The following is a 25,357-nucleotide window of genomic DNA, read 5'->3' as shown; positions in this document are numbered from 1 at the left end:
CGAATTTTTAAACGTCGAAGTCGACGGTGATTTTATCGCTCTGCGGAACTGCTTGACAGCTCAACACAAAATCTTGCGCCACCTCATCGGGCTCCAAAGCGTAATTTATCTTCATGGCTACATCGCCATTGAGTACTTTACATTTACAGGTACTACACACCCCACCTTTACAGGCATAGGGCAAATCAGCTCCTGCAGCTAATGCAGCATCCAGGATATTGTCGTAGTCTTCTCCCATGACAAAGTGGAACTCCTTCCCGCCATCTATGATGATGACTTCTGTTCCTTCCTGTACTTCTTTAAGTTCAACAGCAGGCGCCGGAGCGTCTCCTGTGTAGAACAATTCATAGTGAATGTTTTCTAGGTCCATGCCTTGGTCTTGCAAGGCATCACGGATCAAAAAGATCATTTCTTGCGGCCCGCAAATAAAACATCCATGCGTATCAGGCACGTCAATAAAGGTCTTGGTCAATGCCTGCATTTTCTCCTCGTCAAAACGCCCGTTGAACAAGGGAATATCTCTGCGCTCTCTAGAGAGAAAATAAAAGATCTCAAACCGATCAAAGTATTGATTCTTAAGCGCTTCAATCTCTTCCTTAAAGATAATGGATTTGACGGTACGGTTCAAGTAGAACAACTTGAAGCTACTATCTGGCTCCTGGGCCAAATGGGTTTTGATTATGGAGAGTATCGGTGTGATACCGCTTCCTGCGGCAAATGCAATATAATTCTTTGGTGTTTTGCTGACAGGAACAAAAAAACGACCACTAGGCGGCATGAGTTGAAGCGTGTCTCCTTTTTGGAGCTGCTCATTCACAAAGGTTGAAAAGACACCGCCAGGGATTTGTTTCACGGCAACGCGCCAGAGTCCATCCAGCGGACTGGAACACAAACTATAAGATCTACGCTCATCTTTGCCGTTGATCTCAGCGCGCAAGGTCAAGTGTTGTCCTTGCGTAAAAGAGAATTCCTCTTTCAATGAATCCGGGATCTCAAAGGTAACTACAGAAGTGTCTGAGGTTTCCTTGTAGATGTCAGCAATGCGGATGTCATAAAACTTTGCCATACCTGAATTTATTATACAAAACTAACGTTTGTTAGTTTAATCTACAAATGCGTTCATTATAATTTTTTGCCAATACTTTAGGCCCGAATACTGGCCAGCATAGTAGCCGTCATATCAGCCTTAAGAGTCTGCATATCAATACTATTCTTCTTTGGATACCACAAATAGAGGGTCCTTAAAGTAGAAAGCACGGAAAACAGGAGAATTTCTGGATCTCGTGCAGCAATACTGCCTTCTACTATACCCGTTTTAATGATTTGTCTAAAATTCTCCTCGTATTGATTCCGCATTTGTTCAAAATACGGCAGTGCCTTGCCCTCTAAATGCATCCAATCGTTATTGAGCGATCCTAAGGCGTCTTGATTTTTAACCGTGACATCAATATGCAGGTGAATGACCTGTTCTACTTTCTCTAAAGTGCTGATCTCCGAAAGGAATATCTGATTCATTCCAACGGTGAACTCTTCTGCAACACTGATGATCAACGATTCTAAGATCTCGTGTTTGGAAGATATGTGATTGTATAAACTGGCAGCTTTGATACCGAGTTCCTTGGCCAGATCGCGCATAGTGACGGCGCTGTAACCGCGTTCCAAAAATAGTTTCGCGGCACTTTTAATGATTTCTTCTTTTCTAGTGGGAGTTTTCAAATGATTGCAGGTTTTGATTAATCTAGGAAGACCCAATCTTCGGGTTCCTTAATGGTTCGATCCCGATAGATCAAAGACCAACCCATGGAGTTGGTCAACACAAAAAGCTGCTGAAGTTCGGAGATCAATCGATTCTGAGCATTGCTCATCAACGGACTTTGCAAAGCCTGCATCCTAAGGCTATCCGTTACTTTTGCTGAGATCGCATTGAGCGACTCGGCATCAAAATCGTTTAAGAATCCTCCTTCAACATCAAAGTATTCGATCTTGGGAGACAGACTCAATTCCGGTTCTGGGATGTGGGTAATGACCACAGTTTTAGAACTGGTATCGATGCGGACCTCCATCTGCCGTAGATCATAACTGACCTGTGCTTTGGCATCAACAACCACCAAAGCCTTCTTTTTGAAGGTCAAGGCGTCGAAATAATACTTTTTGGAATCTTCGTAATTGTGAATCTGCGTAAAGTTAGATTCGGTCACTATCAGCTTGCCTACATTCTCCAGCTGTTGCTGTAAAAGCGCAGAGCTCTGCAATTGTTCTTGCGAGCCTTGACGACGGTAGTCACAATACTGATAAACAAAGACGATCAGTAAAGCAAAACAAGCTCCGAATAAGAAATTACGCATGGTTCCTAGTCTTGCTCTAAGGTACGTCTTTTTGAGCAAATTGACCGGAACACCTCAACCCCTGAGTATCAGATCAAATTGTGGTTTCTGGCCTTTTGAACAGCCTCAATTTTGCTGTGTACTTGTAGTTTTTTGTAGATATTCTCAATGTGCTTGCGCACCGTGCTTGGGGAAAGGATCAAATTATCGGCAATGGCAGTATAGCTCAAGCCGGTACTGAGTTGCTCCAATACTTCTATCTCACGCTTGGACAAAGCGATCTGCTCTTTATCCTCTTGATTTTTTACTGCGGATGGGTTCCTGAGTAATTTCAAGGTCTTAAGCGCGATGGATGGATTCATCGCAGCCCCACCATTGAGGGTCTCTTCTATCCCGTTATGGAGATCATCCGGATTGACATCTTTGAGCAAATACCCGTCGGCACCGGCTTTGATGGCGTTGAATATGTTTTCATCGTTATCAAAAACCGTCAACATAATGATCTTAATATGCGGATACTTTTGTTTGACCACGGCCGTGGTCTCTATTCCGTCCAAAACAGGCATCTCAATATCCATCAGGATAAGATCTATGTTGTGATTGTCTTCTAGTTTTTTAAGAAGATCGCTCCCATCACAGGCCGAAAATCGTACCGAGATATTGTCAAAAAAGGAAAGCTTTTCCTTAACGGCATTGATCAAAAAAGAGTTGTCGTCTACTATGGCCAGTTTGCGATTCATATTCTTAAAGATAGAAATTCTAAGCTGTTATCAATATCAGCAGTAAGAGTCAATTTTGCAATAAGGCAATTGCCCTATTGTGTGGGTAAAACTAAATGTACTTGAGTTCCTGCACCCGGCGCACTTTTAATATCAAGCGTGGCTTGAAGCTCTCTGGCGCGTTTACGCATATTGCCTAAGCCATTACCAGCCTCGATCTCATTTTCATCAAAGCCTTGCCCGTTATCAGAAACCACGAGATTAAGTCCTTCTGGTGTTTGATCAATTTGCAGTTCTATCTTAGTTGGATTGGCATACTTCAGGCTGTTGTTGACAGACTCTTGGATGATTCGGTAGAGGTTCATCCCAGTCAAAGCTTTAAAACTGTGGTCTGGATCTAAGTTTGGATCCAGTTTTACGTCAAAGGCAATTCCTTGAGTGGAAGCCTTGGCTTGATCCATAAAGTTGGTGATGCGTGTTTTGAGATCTTCCAAGCTGATGTTGTCCTTGTTCATAGCCCAAATCGTATCGCGTAACTCGTAGATGGTTTGACTGGTAAAACTGCTGATTCCGCTCAAGCGGCCTTTGAGCTTTTCCTCCATGTCCTTGAATCCATACTTGAGATTATCTAAACTAGAAATGATGAAAGTGAGCTGAGCACCAATGTTGTCATGCAGATCTCTAGAGATTCGCAAGCGCTGCTCTTGCAAACTGTTTTGGGTCTCTATCTTGGCAAGAGCTGTTCTGAGCTCCGCTTCCTTTTGGAGCTGCTGATTTTTTAGACGCTGCTGTTTGTATACCAAAAAGCCGATTAGACCAAACAAGAATGCCAGCCCCAAACTCCCAACCAAAAGGGCTGTTCTGCGACGATTGATAAGTTTGGCTTCTGCCAACTCTGCCCGCTGTTCCAAGATCTGATTTTCCTTTTGCTGGGTCTGATACTTGGTTTCCATTTCTGCCATGGCCTCGGCATTTTCCTTATTGGTAATGCTGTCTTTGATCACAAGGATCTCATTGAGGTAAGTGGTAGCAGCCTGATAATTCTTGTTTTCCGTTGCTAGGTCGGAAAGTCCGGTAAGCGCTTCTCTTTGCAGCAACAGTAGATCATTGCTCTTGGCCACTTCAAGCGCCTTTTCATAATAGGTCTTTGCAAGCCCAAATCGTTTTTGACGCTGCAACACTTGCCCAAAGGTGATCTGACTCTGCGCCTTACCTTGAGGATCACTGGCTTTATCGCGTAGGGCAAGGGCTGTGGTTATGTCTGCTTCTGCTCCAGAAAGATCTCCCATTTTGGCACGAGCCAAAGCAATATTAGACCAAGCAATTGCTTCCTGTTTTACATCGCCTAGTTGTTTACTGATGTCCAAGGCCTTTTGATACGAACCAATGGCTTCTTTGTATTTCTGTTGATAATCTCGAATAGCACCGACGTTGTTATAACCTAAAATAAGGCCGTCTAACTTGCCGAGCTCCTCTTGAATTTCTAAAGCTTTAGTGAGGTACTCAGTGGTCTTGTCAAAGTTTTGGGAGTAATAGTAGACCACCCCGATATTGTTATATGCCTGAGCAACGCCTTCTTGATTGCCCAATTGCTCTTCTGCCTCTAAGGCGCGAAACAGCAAAGACAAAGCTTCTTCATATTTGGCTTGCCTGATGTACACCGTAGCCTTATTGTTCAGCACTACGGCATAGCCGCGCACACTCTTAAGAGAGTCAATGATTTTTAGTGCATCATCATATTGAACTAGCGCGCTGTCATATTGCGCCTTGCGCTCGTGGTAAGTCCCCAATACATTACGGGTACTCCAGCGCCCATTGACATCCTTGAGGTCTTCTGCTAAGGCTATACCTTCAATGGCAAAGGCACGCGCACTGTCTAAAGCAGCAACGTTGTAGTGTGACGCGAGTTTTTCTAACAATCTCACCCTATTGGTATCTGGCCCCAAGCGTTGGTATTCTATAAGTAGACTGTCAATATTCTCTTGGAGAACTTGAGCCGTTCCCCAGGATTGCCATAAGAGCAATAGCAATAAAAAGCCGTATTTAATCTTCATAATGGTCTTGGCGTTAAGTGCAATGCAGCTTTGGTTGCGGCTGCAAGACTCGCTCTAAATTAAAGCGCTCAAAATCATAATCACTCAAAAGTCCTTGACGTTTTTGGATCTGATCTTTATGCTTATTATAACAGTTCGACAAGGTGTCGCAACGCTCTAAATGCGCTGTTTTCAAGGCAGATATATTCCTCCTGTAAAACAACAGAATGAGCAGTGCGAGCACCAGCACGAACCCGACAATAAATACGCTATTGCTTTCCATCATGCTGATATAGTAGATGTAAAATTAGCTACGCCAGCCTGCGTTTACAATAGGGCAATTGCCTTAAAAAGTGTAGGTAGTAAAATGTTGGGGAAAAGGATTCCTCTTTAAATTAATAAGATCCAGAACCGCTGCGAGATCTAGTCCCTCCTCGGTTTCCTTTTGGAGCTTTGTCAGAAAGATTTCTTGCAACTCCTGCATAAGATCCCGAACCGTTGTTGGTTTTTGCCACCCCGGCATAGGATCCAGAACCGCTATCGGTCTTCTGTTGTAATTCAATTTGTTGTGCTTGAATGGTCAAATCAGCCTGAGGCAAATCCGCAGAAGAAGTAAACAAGCTCATCAGGGTAAAGAATATAAATTCCATAAGAGTAAGGTGTTGGTTATTTCCTAAAAATAAGAGCAATTTCTCAAATTATCAATAATTCTCACTACTGAAAAATTGCTCCCGACACTTAGGTTTGCCTAAGCTTACTAATACATGGACTTGGACAATACGCCATTATTCCAAACACCGACTTCCTTTTTTCCAGTAGCCTTGTTGTCATAATAACCCCGTCCATTAAATTTTCCGTTGGCCCAATATCCTCCGTAATAGGAACCGTCACTGGCCCAATAACGGCCCATGCCGTGCATTTGATTGTTGCTGTTGAATTCTCCAGAATACTTCGCGCCGCTAGAGAAATTATAACTACCCTGTTTTAAGTTTCCGTTCTCAAAGAAGCCGATATAATTATCCCCATTGTCATAGTCCCAACGTCCGTAACCGTTGTTACAGTCTCCAATGGAACATCCCTTATTTTTGTTATTGCTGTAGTACGGATAGCGCTCGGTAAGACTACCGTTGGTGAATATCCCTTGCTCCCATTCGTTATTGCGCACCGTTACCCCGATGCCATTCATGGAACCGTTTCTGTATTGCCCCTTGAGGTTGTCTTTGTTCTCGCCTATATATACGCCATAGCCGTGCATATTATCATCGGTCCATTCACCAATGTACTGTCCTTTGGTCTCAAACCAATAGTAACTGCCGTAACCTTCTTTTTTGCCATTGCGCCAAAAACCAATGTAATCGCCATTGTCATAGGTCTTCTTACCGTAACCGTTAACACAATCTCCCCAGTCACAATCGCTAGAGACCACCGTGTTCTTTTTGGCCGGCATCTCCTTGGGTTTATTTGGGTTTTGTGGTTTTTGAGGGATTTCTTGAGCCCAGGCTTGCATAGTTCCAAACACAAGGGCTAATGCTAGTAAAAGTCTCATCATTGTTTGTTTTTATGTGTATCAAAAATGCCCACTTTAAGGTACAAAAAAAATACGGCAAGTGCCGTATTTTAAATACTTTGACTATTCCGATCGGACAAAATTGCCATCTTCAAAATACCCGATCTTAATGTCACCGGAATCCTTGACCGAATAATATCCCCGACCGTTAAATTTCCCCTTGGACCAAGCACCGCCGTAATAATCGCCATTGGCAAACCAAAATCGGCCCATACCAGAAAAACGTCCTGAACTATCAAATTGACCGCTATAACTCGCGCCCGAGGCAAAACTATAGGTTCCCATTTGCAGATTACCGTTTTTAAAGAAACCTACAAAGGTGTCTCCGTTGTCAAAGACCATTTTTCCGTATTTGTCTTGACAGTCTCCTACGGTACATCCTTCGGTTTCATCTGTTCCGTAAAAGTCAAACTCTTGGGTTAGTCGGCCTTCATCGTAAATTCCTCGCTCCCAATCATCGCCTATATTTTTAACTGCTTTTCCTTGCAAGGCATCGTTTTTGAACATGCCTTTATACATATCGTCATTATTATCGGTAAAGACTCCGTAACCGTCCATATTATCATTCTCCCAATTACCAATATAGGTAGCGCCATCATCCCAAGAGTAGAGTCCATACCCCGACTTTTTACCATTGCGCCAAAAACCATCATAGTAGCCGTTGTTGTACTCATACTTTCCAAAACCATCTTCACAATCTCCGCGAACACAGTTGGAATCACTGCTCACACTACCACCACCTTCAGAGCCGTAGGCCCCAACTTTAGTGCTTACTGGGCGTACTACATAGGTTGAAGTGTTCACGTAGTCTTTAAGTAAATAAATAGGCTTACCATTTTTTAAGATGATCCGATCATCACCACGAAGTTCCGAGGTCACATCGGTATAATCCATGCTCTCTCCTCTAATGATAATGGCGTACTCCTTGGTGTCTACATCACGATACCAATACGTATTGTCTGGAGCGTAGCCCATATCTATCAAATTAGCTGCTCCCCAATCCGGGAACAACCGAATGTTTTTTTCAACATAGGTCTTGTCTAGTTCGGCCACATAGGCTACGTAACTGTCTTTTACACGAGTTACCTCTACGGTATAAGACTTGTCGTCGACATAAGTGATAAAGGAGTTCGGGTTGGTCAAATAAAAATCCTTGGCCGTATCTCTTAAAAGAATCTTTGTTGGATTGGTGGACCCAACCGCAACATCATCAAAATCCGTCAACAGAATGATCGTTCTTGAAGGCAAGTGTAAGGTGGCCAAAGAACTTGTACTCAACTTGGTCAAGTCTTGCATTTGGTTGAGCGCAATACCGCTTTCACTATAAAGTGTGTAGGTATCGTCACCTGTTTTTTTATAGGTTGCCGACTTGATATAAGAGGGCTGTTTTTGACTGGCTTCTTGACGGACTGGATTGGTTGGCTCCGGAATTTGCGCCCAACTTGTGGATACAAAGAACAGAAGTACCAAAAAAGAAACTAAGGTTTTCATATGACTACGGTTTGGAGATGGTTTGCAAAATGGAAAACCTGCCATTTTGCGATGGTTAAAACTTACTATTTCACTAAGTTAAAAATTATCGGGAACAATAAAAGAAATACCCTCAGCAGATGGAGGGTATTTCTTAAAAGGCAGTTTGGGATTTTTATTTGTTCAGATCGTAGGCATAAATGGTACTGTTATCTGCCTTGTAATAAAGGATACCACCAAAGTCATCTACTTGATATTCTGGCTTTTTGTCTTTGAGGATGATTTCTTTCTCCACAAGACCGGTGTCTTTATTGATCTTTACCAAGCCCACGCCGTCGTCCAGTTTGGTCAAAACAAATTGCGCATTCTCTGTAGCAGAAGTTGCCTTAAATCTTTTGAGCATTTCATTGATGGAAGCACCACTCGCCATAGCCATTCCAGCACCCAAGTCAGCATAAGCCTGCCCGCGAGAAGTGTAATTGCCCAAGCGGTTTCTGTTGTTGTTGGCCTCCGCATAACTGGCAGCCGCGGTAGCTGCTGTAGCCACTGCCATAGCACCAGCCAAGATAGCACCAAAGGCACTCTTTCCTGGAGCTCTGTGATATTCATGCCAATCTGTAGTTCCTCCAAAATCCAAGAGCATCAAGTTTTGACTACTGGTCAATAAGACTCCCCCGTCTCTACATTCAATACCTGTTGGATCTTCTTTGCCTTCAAAAGATACCTCAGCAAAGTCTGAAACCTCACCAGAGTTCGCATCTACTGCAAACACAACCTCATCGGCTCCGATCAAATAACGGTTGTTCTGACTGTCAAAAGTTGAACTTACCGCATCTGCACGGCGATACTTTAGCGGCTTGTTCCAAACCTGCTCTCCCGTTTCTAGATTTACGATGTTAGCATCTTCTGAGGTGATGTAGATCAATCCCTGCGGAGTAGAGGCCATGGTTAGAATATTCTCCCCTGTTTTTAGAGGCTTTTTGAACAAAGTCTGTCCATCAAAGGAAATCTTGTTGATCCCGCCTTCATAGATCCCGAAGAGAATTCCGTCATCCATGATGTAAAAATGTTGCACATAACCTTTGGTCTTAGGAGCCTTCTCCCAAAGGTCATCACCGGTTTGTGCGGAAAGGAAAGCGATTTTGCTCTCCGATCTTCCGGCTGCAACGCTCATAATTCCTTTCTTGCCAGAATTGTCCACGTTACTCACAATAGCAAGGCCTTGGGGTAAGATCTCAAAATTTACTACGCTTCCCTTGACCTTATGCCCATCATCCCACAGCATTTGGCCAGTCGCGCTAATTTTGTACACCTTGGTGGATCCACCGTTGGGCTTACCCACAAAGCCATAGATTTCTTGTTCGGACTCATCAGCAACCATCCAACCCACATTCTTTAGGTCTGCCTTCCAGGCAATGGTTCCGCTGTTCATGTCCACTTTTGAAAGTCCTTTGCTCGTTGGAATAATCAATCCGTTCTTTAAAAGCAAAGGGCGGCCGCTCACCATTTCTGATCCCTTGAACTTGAAGAAGCTCTCCTGCTCTCCAGTGTTTAGATCATAAATAGCCACGGCATTTGTATATTTTTCACTGGCTCGGCGCTGTCCGCTTACAACCAGTTTGTTTTGAGGCATCATCACATGACAGGTCCAAACCATCTTCCAACCGTTATTTTCCGTGCTGAAAAGTGTTTTCCCCGACATATAATCAATAACCGCCTTTTTAGTGGTCATGGCACCAAAACCGGTCTGTCCCACCATCACATAAGGAGAATTAGGAATAAAAGTCAATTCTTCAGGCTTAACACGGCCGTAGTCCGTAAAGTTGAATAACAGGTCATTAGACCCAGGCTTAATACCAACCAAGCCATCGTTTGTTGCTACGACCACAGTTCCGCCTTGGGTAATGGTCATGTCATTGATCTTAGCTCCTGTATTGTATTGCCAATCTGGGGTCTCTGCCTTTTGAGCCAGCGAGAGCGAAGTCATGCTCAAGCAAACTAAAAGTAGGGTTAAAAGTGAAGCTGTTGGTCTCATAATTTGAATCGTTTTTAGTGTTGTTCAAAAGTGGTTTAAATGACGTAGCCGTTCAATAGGGCAATTGCCGTATTCTGAATTTCAAGCAGTTAGTATAAAAGCGTAAAAGCCGAGATACCCTAGGATATCCCGACTCTCCACATAAAAACCTCAACATTGAGATTCGCTTAATCTACAATAGCTTTGAATTGACCTTCGGTGATGGTTTTCATAGTCATGTCTTCTGCGTTATAGCCTTTGAATGAAAAAGTACCTTCTACTACGCCGTCTGCGTCAGAGGTCACTTCAACCGTTCCGGTTCCTACTCCATCCACTAAAGAAGTAACACCGTTGTTTAACCATCCTGCAACTGGAGTTACAGTGAAATATCCCATAAGGTTCTGATTGGAAACATTGTCGCCAGAGACATAGGTTCCAGGGCCGTCATAATTTACAATGGTAAAGCGAATGGTCTCTCCGCTATTGGTTCCTCCTTGTACGTTTAGGATCCCACTGTCAATTACTGCTCCTACAATGATCACCGGATCTTGTGCAGCGGCATAATCAGCGCCGTCTACTTTAGCAGTTACAAATTCTTCTCCGCTCGCTGCCGAATCGTCTCCTCCATCGGAAGAATCGTCGTCTTTATCACAGGCAGTTGCCAACAATGCTATAAAAATGAAAGCGTATCGGCTTAATACTTTAAGAGTGTTCATGATGCTCGATTTAATGATTTCTTGAGGCAAAATTGAACACTATTGCCCTGTCAATCAATAGGGCAGTTGTCGTATTTGATTAAATACTGATGTGTGGATGTTTAGCTCTAAAGGCTTCTAAACGCTCTTGCAGCTTGCGTTTGAAGTCGCGATCTGCATTGCTCCCGGGAATTTGCGAGCGGTGATTCATAGCAGCTTTTAGCCCACCAATAGTTTCCATAAGTTCTTGGGATTCTCGGGCGACCCAGGCGGTTTTAAAGCACTCCCAAACATGAAAAATGGCCTGCGCATCGGGGTGGATGAGATCAGATCCGTAGTAGCGATAGTCCCGCAACTCGTCCATTAAAAGCTCATAAGCTGGGAAGTAATGGGCTTGCTCATTTTCATCAACTACTTGATGGACCGCTGCCAATAAATGCGCTTTGGATCTTGAGTTCTCCACAATACCATCTTTGATATGACGTACCGGAGAAACAGTAAATAGAACGTTTACCTCAGGATTTTGATCGTGAATTAGCTCATAGATATGGCTCAAACTACGCTCAATATTCTGTATGGACAACAGCTCCTTATTAAAGACTCCTCCGGGTTGTTTGTGGCAATTGGCCACAAACTGATTGCGCTCCAAATGTTTGTAAGCCCAAGCAGTACCCAGTGTGATGATGATGTGTTTAGCGTCTAGTAGCGCAAACCTTAGATCGCTCAGCGCTGAATTCGATCCGTCTAAAACTGTTTGCTTATCAACCCCACTGAGCGAAGTATGGGCATTAAAAGAAAACCAGATATCATCGCGTTGATCCAGATCAGCTTCTGTAAATACCTGCTGATCCAATGCCCGCTTAACCAATGACTCAATAGCTAATGGCTGAAACAAAACCCCAAAAGGATTGGAAGTATACGGCAGGGAGAAGAAATCAAACTTCTCTGCCATATTAATAGCGAAACAGGAGCCTAGAAAAAGACTACTGCTGTGATGATCTATCGCAGGAGATTGTGGAGTAAACGATATGGTCGTACTCCGCTTCAACTTAGTTTAGATATTGTGCTGCCGCTGTGAGAGCTGCCTCAATTCCGTCTGGATTCTTTCCTCCAGCGGTTGCAAAGAACGGCTGGCCTCCACCTCCTCCTTGAATGTGTTTCCCCAATTCCCGAACAATGGTTCCCGCATTGAGTTTTCTATCTGCAGCTAGCTCCTTAGAAATATAACAGCTCAACAAGGCCTTTCCGTTTTGACGCGATCCTAAAAGTAAGAACAGATCCGTTCTGTTCTGTCCCATTTCAAAGGCGAGATCTTTCATGCCTCCGGCGTCCAGATCAACTTCTGTCGCTAAGAAGGCTACACCTTCTTTCTGCTCCAACTGGTCTATCAAATGCGTTTTGAGGTGCTTGGCCTTTTCTTTAAGTAGTTGCTGTACTTGTTTTTTAAGCTGAGCGTTCTCTTGCTGAATGCCTTCTAACACCCCCACAGGATCTTTTGCGTTATTCAACAGCTGTTTTAGCTGCTGATGCTCCTTGGAAGTATCTTCAAAATAAGCCTTAGCGGCATCACTAGTGATCGCCTCAATACGGCGAACTCCAGCGGCTACAGCAGATTCGGAAGTAATGATAAAATGCCAGATATCACTGGTATTGGCTACGTGAGTTCCTCCACAGAGTTCCATGGATTTTCCAAAACGAATGGTACGCACGGCATCTCCATACTTTTCACCAAACAGCGCAATAGCTCCTTGCTCAATGGCCGTGTCATAAGGAATTCCACGTTGCTCTTCTAAAGGCAAACCTTCGCGGATACGCGCATTGACAAAGGATTCCACCTCTTCCAATTGTTCTGTGGTTACCTTTGAGAAATGTGAGAAGTCAAAACGCAGATTCCCCGAATGCACCATAGAACCTTTCTGCTCTACATGGGTGCCTAAAATGTTGCGCAACGCCTGATGCAATAGGTGAGTCGCAGTGTGATTGCTCGCTGAGCGCGCACGTTGTTTCTCATCCACCACAGCGGTAAAATTCGCCTCGGGATGACGCGGCAAGTTCTTAGCAAAGTGAACAATGAGGTTGTTTTCTTTTTTTGTGTCGATGATATAAACGACCTCTCCATTGGAAGCTTCTAGGTAGCCCTTATCACCTACCTGTCCTCCACCTTCTGGATAAAAAGGCGTGACGTTGAATACCAATTGATAGAGGGTTCCGTCTTTCTTGGTGGCTACTTCACGATAACGCGTGATGGTTACAGGTGCAGAAAGTGTGTCATAACCCACAAACTCTTCTTCATCGTCTTCACGAAGTTCAACCCAATCTCCCGTCTCTACTTTTGTTGCAGCGCGGGAACGTTCTTTTTGTTTTTGCAGCTCTTTATCAAAACCGGCCTCATCCATACTCAAGCCACGCTCACTGAGGATAAGTGCCGTTAGGTCTTTTGGGAAGCCATAAGTATCGTAAAGTTCAAAGACTTTCTCACCAGAAATGGTTTCACCTTTGGCGTTTGTGATTACTTGATCCAAAAGTAGAAGTCCTTGATCTAAGGTGCGTAAAAAGGATTGCTCCTCTTCTTTGATCACGTTGGTGATCAAGTTCTTTTGTTTTTTCAACTCTGGGAAAGCAGCTCCCATTTGAGCTGTCAAAGTGGCTACCAATTCATAAATGAAGGGTTCTTTTTGATCCAAGAATGTAAAGCCGTATCGAATAGCACGTCTCAAAATTCTGCGGATCACATAACCGGCTCCTGTATTGGATGGCAACTGTCCGTCTGCGATGGCAAATGCAACGGCACGCAAGTGATCTGCAATCACACGGATGGCAATATCCACCTCTTCTGATTGGGCGTATTTGGAATTGGTAATTGCCTCGATCTCACGAATCAGCGGCGTGAATACGTCCGTATCGTAATTACTCTTTTTGTCTTGCAAGACCATACACAGACGCTCAAAGCCCATTCCGGTATCTACGTGCTGTGCAGGAAGCTTTTCCAATGAACCGTCTGCCTTACGATTGTATTGCATGAATACCAGGTTCCAGATCTCAACCACCAAAGGATGGTCCATGTTTACCAGATCTGCACCAGATACTTTTTGTTTTTCTTCGTCTGAGCGGATGTCTACGTGAATCTCACTACAAGGCCCACAAGGTCCTTGATCACCCATCTCCCAGAAATTATCGGCTTTGTTTCCGTTGAGAATACGGTCTTCTGCAATGTGCTGCGACCAGAATTTATAGGCCTCAGTATCTCTGTCGAGTCCTTCTGAAGCGTCACCTTCAAAAATGGTCACATAAAGGCTGTCTTTATCAATTTTAAAGACCTCGGTTAAAAGTTCCCAGGCCCAAGCAATGGCTTCTTCTTTAAAATAATCTCCAAAACTCCAGTTCCCCAACATCTCAAACATGGTGTGGTGATAGGTATCCTTTCCTACCTCTTCCAAGTCGTTGTGTTTTCCGCTTACACGCAAACACTTTTGAGTATCTGCAATACGCGGATCGTTGGATTTCTTATTGCCCAAGAAGAACTCCTTGAATTGATTCATCCCTGCGTTGGTAAACATCAGCGTTGGATCGTCTTTGATCACCATAGGCGCAGAATGCACTATAGCGTGTGCTTTGGAGTTGAAAAATTCTAAGAATGTCTTGCGAATGTCCTGGGACTTCATCTGGTTTATTTTAAATGAGTTAGGCGGACTTACCTCAGCCAACCGTTGCATTAGGATAGGCCACAAACAATTTTTATCTTTGTACTGCGTTAGCGCCTTGTAATACCCCAATAATCAAGGGCAAAAATAGCACATTTTAACTTATGTCGAAGGTAAAATATTACTACGATAGCGAGACTTTATCCTATCGAAAAATAGAACCCAAAAAGGGCAGAACTTTTGGGTTTATCCTCCTGTCTGCTTTGGGCATTTTGCTCAGTGGATTGTTCTTCTTTCTGCTTTACCTCAATTTACCGTATATAGAAACTCCTAAAGAGAAAGCACTAGCCAGAGAATTGGCCAATGCAGAACTTCGTTTGGAGCTTTTGAACAAAAAGATGGATCAGGCCCAAGCCGTCTTGACCGAATTGCAGGAGCGCGATAACAACCTGTATCGCGTGTATTTTGAAGCCAACCCAATTCCAGACGAACAGCGCTTGGCTGGATTTGGTGGTGTGAATCGATACAAAGAATGGGAAGGATTTGACAATTCTAACCTGCTCATATCTACAGCAAAACGCTTGGATGTGATCACCAAGCAGATCGTAGTACAATCTAAATCCTTAGATGAAATAGCGATCTTGGCAGAAGAAAAAGAAAAACTTCTGGCGGCAATACCAGCCATTCAACCGGTTCGCAATGAGGATCTGACCAGAATGGCATCTGGTTTTGGATATAGAACCGACCCTTTTACCAAGGCACGTAAATTTCATTACGGCATGGATTTCACCGCCCCCCGTGGAACTCCTGTATATGCCTCTGGAGATGGAGTAGTAACCCGTGCTGATGCCGCTGCTGCTGGTTACGGAAGACACATTAGAATATCGCACGGCTACGGCTACGAAAGTCTTTATGCGCATTTGTACAAGTACAATGTAAAAAAAGGCCAAAAGGTAAAACGCGGAGATCTTATTGGCTTTGTGGGAAGTACAGGTCGATCTGAAGCCCCTCACCTGCACTATGAGATCTTTAAGGACGGGGACAAAATCAACCCGATTCATTTCTACTACGGCAACCTCACTGCAGAAGAGTTCAACGAACTGCTCAAAGCCTCACAACAAGAAAACGAATCGCTCGACTAATGCAGATCAGTTTACCCGAAAAACGCTATTACGGTATAGGAGAAGTGGCTGAGGCTTTTGGTGTAAACACTTCATTGATTCGCTTTTGGGAAAAGGAATTTGATATCCTCAAGCCTAAAAAAAATGCCAAAGGCAACCGAAAATTCACCCCGGAGGATATAAAGAACCTAGAACTTATCTATCATCTGGTAAAAGAGCGAGGCTTTACACTAGAAGGAGCCAAAATCCATCTTAAGGAAAACAAGAAGAAAACGCTTGACACCTTTGAGATCATTAGAAAGTTAGAAGGTATTAAGGCAGAGCTGCTCAAAATAAAAGATCAACTATAAACTGGCAATTATGAAAAAATGGTTACCCGCAATTATCATTATAGCGGCCGTTGCTTTTTGGGGAATTTCTACCAATAACTCCCTAGTTAGCTCAGAAGAGGACATCAACGCCCAATGGGCTAATGTTGAGAGCTCTTATCAAAGGCGGGCTGACTTGATTCCTAACATAGTCAATACAGCCAAAGGCTATGCTGAATTTGAACAAGAGACTTTGACCAAGGTTATTGAAGCGCGTAGCAAAGCTACTGCCGTTACCATTGACCCGAGTAATATCACTCCGGAGCAATTGGAACAATTTGAAAAGGTACAGGGAAGTTTGAATTCTGCTCTTGCGCGTTTGCTCGCAGTTTTTGAGCGTTATCCAGACCTCAAAGCTAACGAGAACTTCAAGGAACTCATTAATGAATTGGAGCGCACTGAGAACCGTATCAACGTGGAACGCGTGCGTTATAATGAGGTGGTGAATCCTTATAATTCCACCATCAGATCTTTTCCAACTTCGCTCATTGCTGGAGCTTTAGGCTTTGAAAAGAAAGAATACTTTGAAGCCGCAGAAGGAACAGAAACCGCGCCTGTAGTAGACTTTGACTAAATGGGGCAGGTTGAATCCTTCTTAACGGCTGACGAAGAGCAATCCATCATTGACGCCATTCATCTTGCAGAAGAACGCACTTCTGGAGAAATTCGCGTTCATTTAGAAGGCCATACAGACCTAAGCCCAATGGAACGGGCCAAAGAGGTTTTCTTTAATCTAAAAATGGATCAGACCGCACTGGCCAATGGTGTTCTCATTTATGTGGCGGTCCATGATCACAACTTCACCATTCTAGGGGATCGCGGAATTAATGAGCGTGTCGGACAAGGCTTTTGGGATTCCACCAAAGACGAGATCGTAAAATACTTTAAGGAAGGTCATTTTGCTCAAGGTCTTATTGCCGGAGTGACTGAGGCTGGAAAGGCCTTAGCCCAATACTTCCCGATTCAAGACAACGACACCAACGAACTCTCCAACGAAATTTCCAAAGGTGAATAGATTGCAGCTCATAGCATTTGCCCTAGTGTTGCTTTTTAGCGCACCACTCTTTGCGCAGTTTCAAATTCCAGATACGCCGTCCAAGGACAAAATGCGAACGCAAAGGGTTTACGACTATGCAGACGTACTCACAGAGTATCAAGAAAACGAACTCAGTCGCAGGCTCATAGGTTATGCGGACACCACTTCAACCCAAATTGTAATCGCAACTGTTTCTAGCCTAAAAGGCGATGACATTTCCTTATTAGGGGCGCGTTGGGGTACAGCTTGGGGTGTTGGTCAGGACCGGGAAGACAACGGGATCTTTATTTTACTTTCTGATGGAGATCGGGAAATTGATATTTCAACGGGTTACGGTATTGAATACCGCATGACCGACTTAGAAACCAAAACAATTATTGACCAGGTTATTATCCCGGAGTTTAAAAAAGGGAGTTATTACAAAGGATTAGACGCAGGGGTTTCTGCGATCTTCCAAGCCATTGAAGGCGAGTTTGAAGGGACGGAATCTGGGAAAGGACTGAATATTGAATGGGCAAAATACCTACCCATGCTCCTGTTCATTATCATCTTTATACTGCTCAAGTATTTTCAATACAAAAATCGCGGCGGCCGTGGAGGAAGCAATAGAGGGGCTGCAGCCACTTCTTTCTTGGAATACATAGTCTTGACCAGCGAAGGACGCTCGAGCGGTAGCTACGGATCCAGTGGCGGTGGCTTTGGTGGAGGAACTTTTGGAGGGGGCTCTTTTGGAGGTGGAGGCGCTAGCGGAAGTTGGTAGGCTTACTTCTTACGCATATAAATGGTCAACGGAACTCCATTGTAATCAAACTCCTCTCTCAGCTTATTTTCAATAAAACGCTTATAAGGATCCTTGACGTATTGGGGCAAGTTGGCAAAGAACGCAAAGGTTGGATGCGGCGTTGGCAGCTGCGTACAGAATTTGATCTTCACGTATTTTCCTTTGTATGCTGGTGGAGGCGTTGCAGCGATGATGGGTAGCATCACATCATTGAGCTCACTGGTCTTGATACGCTGAGAACGGTTCTTGTAAACTTGAACAGCAGTCTCAATTGCTTTAAAAATACGTTGCTTGGTTAGGGCAGACATAAAAACAATCGGCACATCAGTGAATGGCTCACATTGTTTGCGGATGTACTGCTCAAACTTTTTGGTGGTCATATGGTCCTTTTCTACCAAATCCCACTTATTCACTAAGATGACTACTCCTTTGTTATTGCGGTGGGCCAACCAAAAGATGTTTTGGTCTTGACCTTCAAAGCCACGAGTCGCATCGATCACCAATAAGGCGACATCACAATATTCTAAAGCGCGAACAGATCTCATTACGGAGTAGAATTCCAGATCCTCCTTTACTTTAGATTTTCTGCGGATTCCTGCGGTATCTACCAAATTGAACTCAAACCCAAAACGGTTGTATTTGGTATCAATAGCATCACGTGTGGTTCCTGCAATGTCTGTCACGATATAACGATCCTCGCCAATCAAAGCATTGATGAAGGAAGATTTCCCTGCATTAGGGCGTCCTACCACAGCAAAGCGCGGAAGTTCGTCTTCTTCACTGGCTACTTCATTTGGGAGCGCTTCAACCAAATCGTCTAGAAGTTCTCCGGTTCCACTACCGTTAGTAGCAGCAATGGTGTAGTATTTTTCAAATCCGAGGGAATAAAACTCCACCGCATCATTAACACGCTTGGAGTTATCTACCTTGTTTACGGCTAAAAAGACCGGTTTCTTGGCTTTGCGAAGTAATTGAGCCACTTCTTCATCCATCCCAGTCACACCGGTTTCCACGTCTACCATGAAGATGATCACATCGGCCTCATCAATAGCAAGTTCTACTTGCTTGTCAATCTCGGCTTCAAAAATATCATCACTTCCTTTGACGTATCCTCCAGTATCGATCAAAGAGAACTCCTTGCCGTTCCAGTCACTCTTACCATAATGGCGGTCACGGGTCACCCCAGAAACAGCATCAACGATCGCTTCGCGTCTCTGAATGAGGCGGTTAAAGAAGGTTGATTTTCCTACGTTTGGACGTCCAACTATGGCTACAATACTCATCGCTACGGATTTAGGCTGCAAAAATAGACTTTATTTCGGCTTCACGGTGCCCCAAGTCTATTTATTGTCAATTGGCGAAATAACTTTTGCCGGATTCCCTCCAGCAAAGACGTTTGCTGGAATGTCTTTGGTCACCACAGCACCCGCACCGATCACCGCGCCATCTCCAATAGTAACACCGGGGCAAACAATAGCTCCTCCGCCTAACCACACATCATTTCCTATGGTTATGGGTTTGCCCAATTCCTCACCACTGGAGCGAGCTTTAGCATTGAGCGGATGGGTCGCGGTATAGAGTTGCACCTTAGGACCAAACATGACTCGATCTCCCAAACGAACCTCGCAAACATCTAGAATAACGCAGTCGAAATTCATAAATACATTCTCTCCCGCATGAATATTGTTGCCGTAATCACAGTAAAAAGGTGGCTCTATCCAAAGGCCTTTCCCGGCAGAGCCAAAAAGCTCATAAAACAGCTTATCGCGCTCTGGCTTGAGGTGCTCGGGCATATCGTTGATCTTTTTAAAAAGCACGCGAGCGGCCTCTCTTTCTTCCAATAACTGCGGATCTAAAGGGTCATACATTAAGCCCGCCAACATCTTTTCGCGTTCGGTCATGGTTTGTAGTTTGTTTAAAGATACTGGGTTTTGAGGATTCTTCCCAGCTGAGCAATATCATATTTGTTCTCAGCTAATTGGCTGATTTTGCGAACGTGAAAGTCAAACAAGAAATGGTATTGCGACCGCGGTTCAAATTGAGCTTGGATCAATCCGCAGAAAAATTACTCACAGCTTTTAAAGCGGCAAGTGACCCTGCTGGTTTTATCACCACCCAAGTGGACGCACATGTCTTTATTAAAATACCCAAAGCCCGCCAGCAGTATTGGTCACCTCAATTAGACTTAGTGATTAATCCATTGGATGATAATACTTCAGAAATTCGCGGGCTCTTTGGCCCCAGAAGTACGGTCTGGACCTTATTTATGTTTCTGCATTTTATTGTGGCTGTGCTTTTTTTGAGTTGTGGAGTTTGGGCGTATTCCAACTACGCCCTAGACGAATCCATTGCCTTGCCCATTGCACTAATGCTTTTGATGGTGCTTGCGTGGTTTAGCCTCTATTTTATAGGCCGGATGGGAAAAGCCACTGGCCGCGGCCAGATGCTGGAACTTCATAAATTTATGTGGGAGGTGATCAATCAGGATTGATTGTATCCAAAACGGCGTAATTGACGTTCGCTGGAACGCCAGTTCTTATTGACCTTGACATATAACTCCAAATGGACTTGTTTACCGAAGAACTTCTCCAAGTCCTTTCGGGCTTCCATACCCACGCGTTTAATGGCGGCACCTTTATGGCCAATAATGATTCCCTTTTGAGAATCGCGCTCCACCATGATCACAGAACGCATGCGGATGATATCGTCTTCTTCAAAGAACTCTTCCGTCTCGATCTCTACCGAATAAGGAATCTCCTTTTTGTAATGCAACAAGATCTTCTCGCGAATGGATTCATTGACAAAGAAACGCTCGGGCTTATCGGTCAAGGCATCCTTAGGATAGAAAGGTGGAGATTCTGGCAACAGCTGCAAGACGCGTTTAAAGACTTGTTCCACTCCGAAGTTCTCTAAAGCAGAAATAGCAAACACCTCGGCATTGGGAACTTGTTCTGACCAAAGCGCTTCGGCTTCCTTGAGTTTTTCTTCGTCCCCCGTGTCGATCTTATTAATAAGGAGCAATACTGGAATCTCTGTGCTGTTGATCTTTTTAAAGAAAGCTTCATCCTTTAAGGACTTCTCACCCAACTCCACCAAGTAGAGCAAAACATCAGCATCTTCAAAGGCAGATTTCACAAAATCCATCATAGCCGCCTGCAGTTCATAAGCGGGTTTGATGATGCCCGGAGTATCGCTCAAAATAACTTGAAAGTCCTCTCCATTAACAATACCTAGAATTCGGTGACGTGTAGTCTGCGCCTTAGAAGTGATAATGGAAAGGCGCTCACCTACAAAAGCGTTCATTAGGGTGCTTTTACCCACGTTTGGGTTCCCTATAATATTGACAAAACCTGCTTTATGTGCCATGCGACAAAGTTACGATAAAACCATTCAACGTACGAAAAATACCACTCGTCTACAGTAATCGACCACTTAACTCTTTTTAGCCTGATAAACAGGGGGGTTAACCTAGATTTGTCACCATAAACAAACACCCATGAAAACAAAATTACAATTATTTGCCCTACTTATTAGCCTACTTAGCGCTACTGCCCTAAACGCTCAAGAAGAGCCTTTTAACTGTGACTACAATGCCTACCTGTTCCAGTTTAATGATGTTTATGCATTGAACTTGGCTTCAGGATCTTCAATTTTAGTTGCCGAAGACATTACTACAGATAAGATCAACGCTGCCGGATACAATCCAACTGACGGATTCATCTGGGGTTCACTTTCTAGTACAGAGCGTAAGATCGTAAGAATCGGAAAGAACTTTAGCGTAACCGAATATGTAATTCCAACACTACCCACAAACGGAAGATACATCGGTGACGTTAGCGCAGATGGAGTTTACTACCTAAAGCCAGGTGGAACTACTATCTATCGCGTAGACATCAATCCAGAATCCCCAAACTACCTAACTGGATTGCCTAACCTAACTATGAATGACAACCTAAGCATTCACGACTGGGCGTTCAACGCCGTAGACGGAATGTTATATACGGTTGAAAAGAACTCAAATATCTTATACCGCGTAGACCCTGCAGACGGAAACGTTATCGCTATTGGTGAAGTGCCAATCCTCTCAGGATTACGTTATACCTACGGTGCTGTATACTTTGACGCTGATGGTCGTTTCTACGTATCGGCTAATCAAACAGGAACACTATACGTGATCCAAAGTGTACAAGATCTTGAACCAGGTTCTACTATAGACTCAAATCTATTTGCTTTTGGTCCTGCTAGTTCAAGTAATGATGGTGCTCGTTGCCCTACAGCTCCAGTTCCACAAGAAGATTGTACCAACGGAATTGATGATGATGGAGATGGTTTGGTTGATTGTGATGATCCTTCCTGCTCCGGAGTTGCTGCTTGCCCAACTGTGGACGCCACATCCGGAGCTAGCGAAGGTGGATTGGAAAGTAACAACCGCCTTGGTGATGCGATCAGCAAAAGAAACTATAACCGATCTAAGAGCGGATTTAAATTTGATCCTACTGCACAGCCCGTGTTAGACTCAAGAATGACCTTAAAGTCTAAGAGCGCTAGCACTACCCCCGAGCTTGCAGATTTCTTACCGATCAACGTCCTACCAGATACAGAAAGCATTGAGTCTACCCCCGGAGACTTAATTGGAATCACGAATGCAACAGACATCCTGGCCATTGACATCATGAGAAATGGAGAACCTATCGCTGCTGTACTCGGAATGAAAACAGAGAACCAAGTATACGAGCACACTAAATACATCTGTGACCGTCTACTAGGAGGAGAACTATTGAATGTAGCTACGATCATGATTGAGGAGACTCCTTATATCGTATCTCAGATCAAAAACCCTGACGGAAGCCAAGAGTTTGTAGTGAGCATTACTGCCACGCTAATTGACGATGCTGAGTTCGATATAGAGAGCCACTGGAATCTTGAGCGTTACAGTGAAGGAAACAGCTACTACACGTTCCAGATCTGGGCGAACAAAATTGATGACCTCTACCTATTAGGAGAAGAGTTCCTAAGACTTGTAGAGCTACAACGTCCGATTGGTGACATCTTTACCAGTAACCCCCCAGAGGTATACGTTCGCAAAGGACAATACAACAACGGAGAGTTGATCTTAACCATGGTGAACAAGACAGGATCTGAAGAAGTGACTATCAACGGAGGTATTCGCTACTCGGAGACTGAAGAGATCCAAACGGTAAGTGCAAACCTTGCACTTAGCGGAGAATACGCTCAAGAACTTAACCTGAACACTGGTGCTCTTTATGACCTAGGATTCCGCATCGAATCTCCAGAGAGTACTACTGCAGACGACTTGTTCTTCTCAGACGGTGTATGGGGAATTGACGAAGCTGACAGCACCCTAGCTATCAGTGAGTATGAAGTGTCTGCCCAAGAAGACATGGACTACGACAATGGAATTTACTTGGAGCGTGGTGTGAAACTACAAGCTGGTTTTGAGAACTACACTGCGATCTACAGATCATTCAATCCACGCTTCAGACCAGTTTCTCTAGCAGACTTCAACGCCTTTGAATTCGAGGCTATGGGAACAGGAACTATGGAAATCACTTTGGTTCAGTCTAACATCACAGACTGGGCAGATCAGCCAAGAACTCAGATCTCACTGGAGGAAGTGTATAAAACATATACCTTGGGCTTGTCGTCGTTCAGTCGTGCAAGCGGAATCGCGAGTGATTTCTCACTAACCACTCAAGTAGTATTCACGTTTGAGGCTGATGCATCCCTACGACAGCTCAAGGTTGAAATTGGGAAGTTGAACTTCAAAACTGTAGAACTTGAGGATCCTGCAGACCTTCCAGAAGTAAATGGAATCGAAGCAAGTCCAAACCCAATCACAGGAGCGAGTCAGTTATACTGGAACGCTGATGCGAAAGAAGACCAAACAGTAAATATCTACAACACCCTAGGCCAACTGATCTTAGAGATCGAAGTTCAAGCCACGGTAGGTATGAACCAACTTCCAATCGGTGAGCTAAACTTACCAAACGGAGTATATATTGTAAACGTAATGGGTGCCCAACAAACTGCTAGTACCAAGATAGTAGTGCAATAAGGATTAGTAATTGTTGGGTTGTTGCGACGAGCAACAGCAAACGGCCTCCCCGATTTTCATAGGTAGTTCAGGGGAGGCCTTTTTTATTTTGTATTTTTGCTGCCTAAATTGCTTATGCCGATGAAAGTCGAACAGATATATACAGGTTGTCTCGCTCAAGGGGCTTATATGATTTCATGCAACGGAGAGGTTGCAATTATTGATCCTCTTAGAGAAGTTGCGCCTTATATAGAGAAGGCCAACGCCATTGACGGCACCATCAAGTATATTTTTGAAACGCACTTTCACGCAGACTTTGTAAGCGGTCACCTTACCCTAGCCGAAAAGACCGGTGCTCCTATCATTTACGGCCCTTTGGCAAACCCCAGCTTTGACGCTTTGATCGCGACAGATGGTCAGGAATTCCCCCTTGGAGATTGTACTATTAAAGTGCTGCACACTCCCGGACACACTATGGAAAGCACCACCTATTTACTGCAAGATGCTTCAGGAAGTCCTCATGCTATTTTTAGTGGTGATACTTTGTTTTTAGGCGATGTAGGCCGACCTGACCTGGCTCAAAAAGCTGCAGACATGACCCAAGAAGATCTTGCCGGCATGCTTTACGATAGCCTGCGCGCTAAGATCATGACCTTGCCAGACGAGGTCATTGTTTATCCCGCTCACGGAGCAGGTTCTGCCTGCGGGAAGAATATGTCCACAGACACTGTAGATACCCTTGGGAATCAAAAGCGCATGAATTATGCCTTGAGAGCCGATATGAGCAAAGAAGAATTTATTTCAGAAGTTACGGACGGACTCTTACCTCCGCCTAAATACTTCCCGCTTAACGTCAAGCTTAACAAAGAAGGGTATCAATCCATTGATACGGTTGTTGCTCAAGGTACACGAGCGCTTTCACCAGAAGAGTTTGAACAGTTGGCAGAACAACATCAGGCCATTGTTTTGGATGTTAGACATCAAGCTGACTTTATTGAAAAGCACATCCCCCGTTCAATTTTCATAGGACTTAACGGGAGCTTCGCACCATGGGTGGGCGCTTTGATCGCTGATATTTCCCTGCCGATCCTTTTGGTGGTAGATCCTGGAAAAGAGGAAGAAGCCGTAACGCGCCTTTCCAGAGTTGGCTTTGATAATACTTTGGGATATCTAAATGGAGGTGTAGTCGCTTGGGAAGCCTCAGGACGTGCAACAGACGATATGCGATCTGTCTCCGCAGCTGATCTTAAGACAGCTATAGAAAACGGAGCCAAAGTCTATGACGTTCGTAAAGAAAGCGAGTATGAAACCGCCCATTTGCCAGAGGTTGCCTTAACTCCATTAGATTTTATTTCTGATCATTACCAGGCCTTTCCAAAAGAAGGTGATTTCTATGTGCACTGCGCTGGAGGTTATCGTTCTGTGATCGCTGCTTCTATCCTGAAACGCAGAGGTTATCACAACGTCATTGATGTAGCTGGAGGCTTTGCTGCCATCAAAAAGGAAGGTCTAGAAATCGTTTCCTAAACCCGT

23 protein-coding genes are annotated in these 25,357 nt (G+C 44.2%); 8 read left to right on the top strand and 15 right to left on the bottom strand.

Translation table 11 applies throughout. From position 1 onward, the window contains the following. Positions 1–7 precede the first annotated feature (7 nt). From paaE to alaS, 12 genes are all read right to left on the bottom strand, one after another. Complete coding sequence (gene paaE, locus POW22_RS05635) at positions 8–1,066, bottom strand: 1,2-phenylacetyl-CoA epoxidase subunit PaaE (RefSeq protein ID WP_272831650.1); 1,059 nt, start codon at positions 1,064–1,066, stop codon at positions 8–10. Between the two features lie 77 nt (positions 1,067–1,143). Next, positions 1,144–1,716 carry a TetR/AcrR family transcriptional regulator gene (locus POW22_RS05630; RefSeq protein WP_272831649.1) on the bottom strand — a complete coding sequence of 191 codons (573 nt, stop codon included), beginning with the start codon at positions 1,714–1,716 and terminating at the stop codon, positions 1,144–1,146. Between the two features lie 17 nt (positions 1,717–1,733). Beyond that, on the bottom strand, positions 1,734–2,345 hold the full coding sequence (locus tag POW22_RS05625) for a DUF4230 domain-containing protein (protein ID WP_272831648.1): 612 nt from the start codon (positions 2,343–2,345) through the stop codon (positions 1,734–1,736). A gap of 68 nt (positions 2,346–2,413) precedes the next feature. Then, positions 2,414–3,064, bottom strand: a complete 651-nt coding sequence (locus POW22_RS05620) for a response regulator (protein WP_272831647.1) — start codon at positions 3,062–3,064, stop codon at positions 2,414–2,416. Between the two features lie 74 nt (positions 3,065–3,138). After that, a complete protein-coding gene (locus POW22_RS05615; RefSeq protein ID WP_272831646.1) occupies positions 3,139–5,097 on the bottom strand; it encodes an ATP-binding protein in 1,959 nt (652 codons plus the stop codon). A gap of 374 nt (positions 5,098–5,471) precedes the next feature. Then, on the bottom strand, positions 5,472–5,726 hold the full coding sequence (locus tag POW22_RS05610) for a hypothetical protein (RefSeq protein ID WP_272831645.1): 255 nt from the start codon (positions 5,724–5,726) through the stop codon (positions 5,472–5,474). Between the two features lie 107 nt (positions 5,727–5,833). Next, entirely contained in the window at positions 5,834–6,622 is a 789-nt protein-coding gene (locus tag POW22_RS05605) for an MORN repeat-containing protein (protein WP_272831644.1), read from the bottom strand. Between the two features lie 84 nt (positions 6,623–6,706). Beyond that, positions 6,707–8,134, bottom strand: coding sequence for an MORN repeat-containing protein (locus POW22_RS05600; RefSeq protein ID WP_272831643.1), 1,428 nt, complete (start codon positions 8,132–8,134; stop codon positions 6,707–6,709). Between the two features lie 154 nt (positions 8,135–8,288). Beyond that, the gene (locus POW22_RS05595; protein WP_272831642.1) at positions 8,289–10,148 is read right to left on the bottom strand and encodes an outer membrane protein assembly factor BamB family protein; all 1,860 of its coding nucleotides are present in this window, start codon (positions 10,146–10,148) and stop codon (positions 8,289–8,291) included. A 167-nt stretch (positions 10,149–10,315) separates the two neighbouring features. Next, on the bottom strand, positions 10,316–10,843 hold the full coding sequence (locus POW22_RS05590; RefSeq protein ID WP_272831641.1) for a DUF6252 domain-containing protein: 528 nt from the start codon (positions 10,841–10,843) through the stop codon (positions 10,316–10,318). A 79-nt stretch (positions 10,844–10,922) separates the two neighbouring features. Then, a complete protein-coding gene (locus tag POW22_RS05585; RefSeq protein WP_272831640.1) occupies positions 10,923–11,870 on the bottom strand; it encodes a GSCFA domain-containing protein in 948 nt (315 codons plus the stop codon). A gap of 1 nt (position 11,871) precedes the next feature. Continuing rightward, complete coding sequence (alaS, locus tag POW22_RS05580) at positions 11,872–14,484, bottom strand: alanine--tRNA ligase (protein WP_272831639.1); 2,613 nt, start codon at positions 14,482–14,484, stop codon at positions 11,872–11,874. A 143-nt stretch (positions 14,485–14,627) separates the two neighbouring features. Here alaS and POW22_RS05575 point away from each other — a divergent pair, with 143 nt between their 5' ends. Genes POW22_RS05575 through POW22_RS05555 form a run of 5 tightly spaced genes read left to right on the top strand, consistent with a single transcriptional unit; the run spans position 14,628 to position 17,748 of the window. After that, positions 14,628–15,605, top strand: a complete 978-nt coding sequence (locus POW22_RS05575) for a M23 family metallopeptidase (RefSeq protein ID WP_272831638.1) — start codon at positions 14,628–14,630, stop codon at positions 15,603–15,605. Continuing rightward, positions 15,605–15,934 carry a MerR family transcriptional regulator gene (locus POW22_RS05570; protein WP_272831637.1) on the top strand — a complete coding sequence of 110 codons (330 nt, stop codon included), beginning with the start codon at positions 15,605–15,607 and terminating at the stop codon, positions 15,932–15,934. Before POW22_RS05575 ends, POW22_RS05570 begins: the two co-directional genes overlap by 1 nt. A gap of 10 nt (positions 15,935–15,944) precedes the next feature. Continuing rightward, positions 15,945–16,526 carry a LemA family protein gene (locus POW22_RS05565; protein ID WP_272831636.1) on the top strand — a complete coding sequence of 194 codons (582 nt, stop codon included), beginning with the start codon at positions 15,945–15,947 and terminating at the stop codon, positions 16,524–16,526. Then, positions 16,527–16,967 carry a TPM domain-containing protein gene (locus POW22_RS05560; protein WP_272831635.1) on the top strand — a complete coding sequence of 147 codons (441 nt, stop codon included), beginning with the start codon at positions 16,527–16,529 and terminating at the stop codon, positions 16,965–16,967. It abuts the gene before it with no gap. Beyond that, positions 16,960–17,748 carry a TPM domain-containing protein gene (locus POW22_RS05555; protein WP_272831634.1) on the top strand — a complete coding sequence of 263 codons (789 nt, stop codon included), beginning with the start codon at positions 16,960–16,962 and terminating at the stop codon, positions 17,746–17,748. Before POW22_RS05560 ends, POW22_RS05555 begins: the two co-directional genes overlap by 8 nt. Positions 17,749–17,750: 2 nt before the next feature. On the opposite strand, the gene der is transcribed toward POW22_RS05555, so the two are convergent. Both der and POW22_RS05545 read right to left on the bottom strand, forming a co-directional pair. Continuing rightward, positions 17,751–19,052, bottom strand: coding sequence for a ribosome biogenesis GTPase Der (gene der, locus POW22_RS05550; RefSeq protein ID WP_272831633.1), 1,302 nt, complete (start codon positions 19,050–19,052; stop codon positions 17,751–17,753). A gap of 57 nt (positions 19,053–19,109) precedes the next feature. Next, on the bottom strand, positions 19,110–19,670 hold the full coding sequence (locus POW22_RS05545; RefSeq protein ID WP_272831632.1) for a sugar O-acetyltransferase: 561 nt from the start codon (positions 19,668–19,670) through the stop codon (positions 19,110–19,112). Between the two features lie 95 nt (positions 19,671–19,765). On the opposite strand from POW22_RS05545, the gene POW22_RS05540 reads away from it, so the two are divergent. Continuing rightward, positions 19,766–20,260 (top strand): GTP-binding protein, encoded by a 495-nt coding sequence (locus tag POW22_RS05540; RefSeq protein ID WP_272831631.1) that lies wholly within the window; start codon positions 19,766–19,768, stop codon positions 20,258–20,260. On the opposite strand, the gene era is transcribed toward POW22_RS05540, so the two are convergent. After that, positions 20,251–21,135 (bottom strand): GTPase Era, encoded by an 885-nt coding sequence (gene era, locus POW22_RS05535; protein WP_272831630.1) that lies wholly within the window; start codon positions 21,133–21,135, stop codon positions 20,251–20,253. The two genes, POW22_RS05540 and era, sit on opposite strands and share 10 nt — an antisense overlap. A 130-nt stretch (positions 21,136–21,265) precedes the next feature. Between era and POW22_RS05530 the strand changes: the two genes are divergently transcribed. Continuing rightward, entirely contained in the window at positions 21,266–23,845 is a 2,580-nt protein-coding gene (locus POW22_RS05530; RefSeq protein WP_272831629.1) for a DUF6923 family protein, read from the top strand. Between the two features lie 120 nt (positions 23,846–23,965). Next, positions 23,966–25,351 carry an MBL fold metallo-hydrolase gene (locus tag POW22_RS05525; RefSeq protein ID WP_272831628.1) on the top strand — a complete coding sequence of 462 codons (1,386 nt, stop codon included), beginning with the start codon at positions 23,966–23,968 and terminating at the stop codon, positions 25,349–25,351. The last annotated feature ends 6 nt before the right edge of the window (positions 25,352–25,357 follow it).

Source organism: Gilvibacter sediminis, from assembly GCF_028561565.1.
GTDB lineage: Bacteria > Bacteroidota > Bacteroidia > Flavobacteriales > Flavobacteriaceae > Gilvibacter > Gilvibacter sediminis.
Note: the sequence above shows the minus strand (reverse complement) of the source record. Positions and strands in the feature narration are given on the sequence as shown.

Bases quoted from the DNA above. Each gene is read 5' to 3' on its own strand.
- paaE (WP_272831650.1), bottom strand. From the start codon at position 1,066: ATGGCAAAGTTTTATGACATCCGCATTGCTGACATCTACAAGGAAACC.
- POW22_RS05625 (WP_272831648.1), bottom strand. From the start codon at position 2,345: ATGCGTAATTTCTTATTCGGAGCTTGTTTTGCTTTACTGATCGTCTTT.
- POW22_RS05620 (WP_272831647.1), bottom strand. From the start codon at position 3,064: ATGAATCGCAAACTGGCCATAGTAGACGACAACTCTTTTTTGATCAAT.
- POW22_RS05615 (WP_272831646.1), bottom strand. From the start codon at position 5,097: ATGAAGATTAAATACGGCTTTTTATTGCTATTGCTCTTATGGCAATCC.
- POW22_RS05610 (WP_272831645.1), bottom strand. From the start codon at position 5,726: ATGGAATTTATATTCTTTACCCTGATGAGCTTGTTTACTTCTTCTGCG.
- POW22_RS05605 (WP_272831644.1), bottom strand. From the start codon at position 6,622: ATGAGACTTTTACTAGCATTAGCCCTTGTGTTTGGAACTATGCAAGCC.
- POW22_RS05600 (WP_272831643.1), bottom strand. From the start codon at position 8,134: ATGAAAACCTTAGTTTCTTTTTTGGTACTTCTGTTCTTTGTATCCACA.
- POW22_RS05595 (WP_272831642.1), bottom strand. From the start codon at position 10,148: ATGAGACCAACAGCTTCACTTTTAACCCTACTTTTAGTTTGCTTGAGC.
- POW22_RS05590 (WP_272831641.1), bottom strand. From the start codon at position 10,843: ATGAACACTCTTAAAGTATTAAGCCGATACGCTTTCATTTTTATAGCA.
- alaS (WP_272831639.1), bottom strand. From the start codon at position 14,484: ATGAAGTCCCAGGACATTCGCAAGACATTCTTAGAATTTTTCAACTCC.
- POW22_RS05575 (WP_272831638.1), top strand. From the start codon at position 14,628: ATGTCGAAGGTAAAATATTACTACGATAGCGAGACTTTATCCTATCGA.
- POW22_RS05570 (WP_272831637.1), top strand. From the start codon at position 15,605: ATGCAGATCAGTTTACCCGAAAAACGCTATTACGGTATAGGAGAAGTG.
- POW22_RS05565 (WP_272831636.1), top strand. From the start codon at position 15,945: ATGAAAAAATGGTTACCCGCAATTATCATTATAGCGGCCGTTGCTTTT.
- POW22_RS05560 (WP_272831635.1), top strand. From the start codon at position 16,527: ATGGGGCAGGTTGAATCCTTCTTAACGGCTGACGAAGAGCAATCCATC.
- der (WP_272831633.1), bottom strand. From the start codon at position 19,052: ATGAGTATTGTAGCCATAGTTGGACGTCCAAACGTAGGAAAATCAACC.
- POW22_RS05545 (WP_272831632.1), bottom strand. From the start codon at position 19,670: ATGACCGAACGCGAAAAGATGTTGGCGGGCTTAATGTATGACCCTTTA.
- era (WP_272831630.1), bottom strand. From the start codon at position 21,135: ATGGCACATAAAGCAGGTTTTGTCAATATTATAGGGAACCCAAACGTG.
- POW22_RS05530 (WP_272831629.1), top strand. From the start codon at position 21,266: ATGAAAACAAAATTACAATTATTTGCCCTACTTATTAGCCTACTTAGC.
- POW22_RS05525 (WP_272831628.1), top strand. From the start codon at position 23,966: ATGAAAGTCGAACAGATATATACAGGTTGTCTCGCTCAAGGGGCTTAT.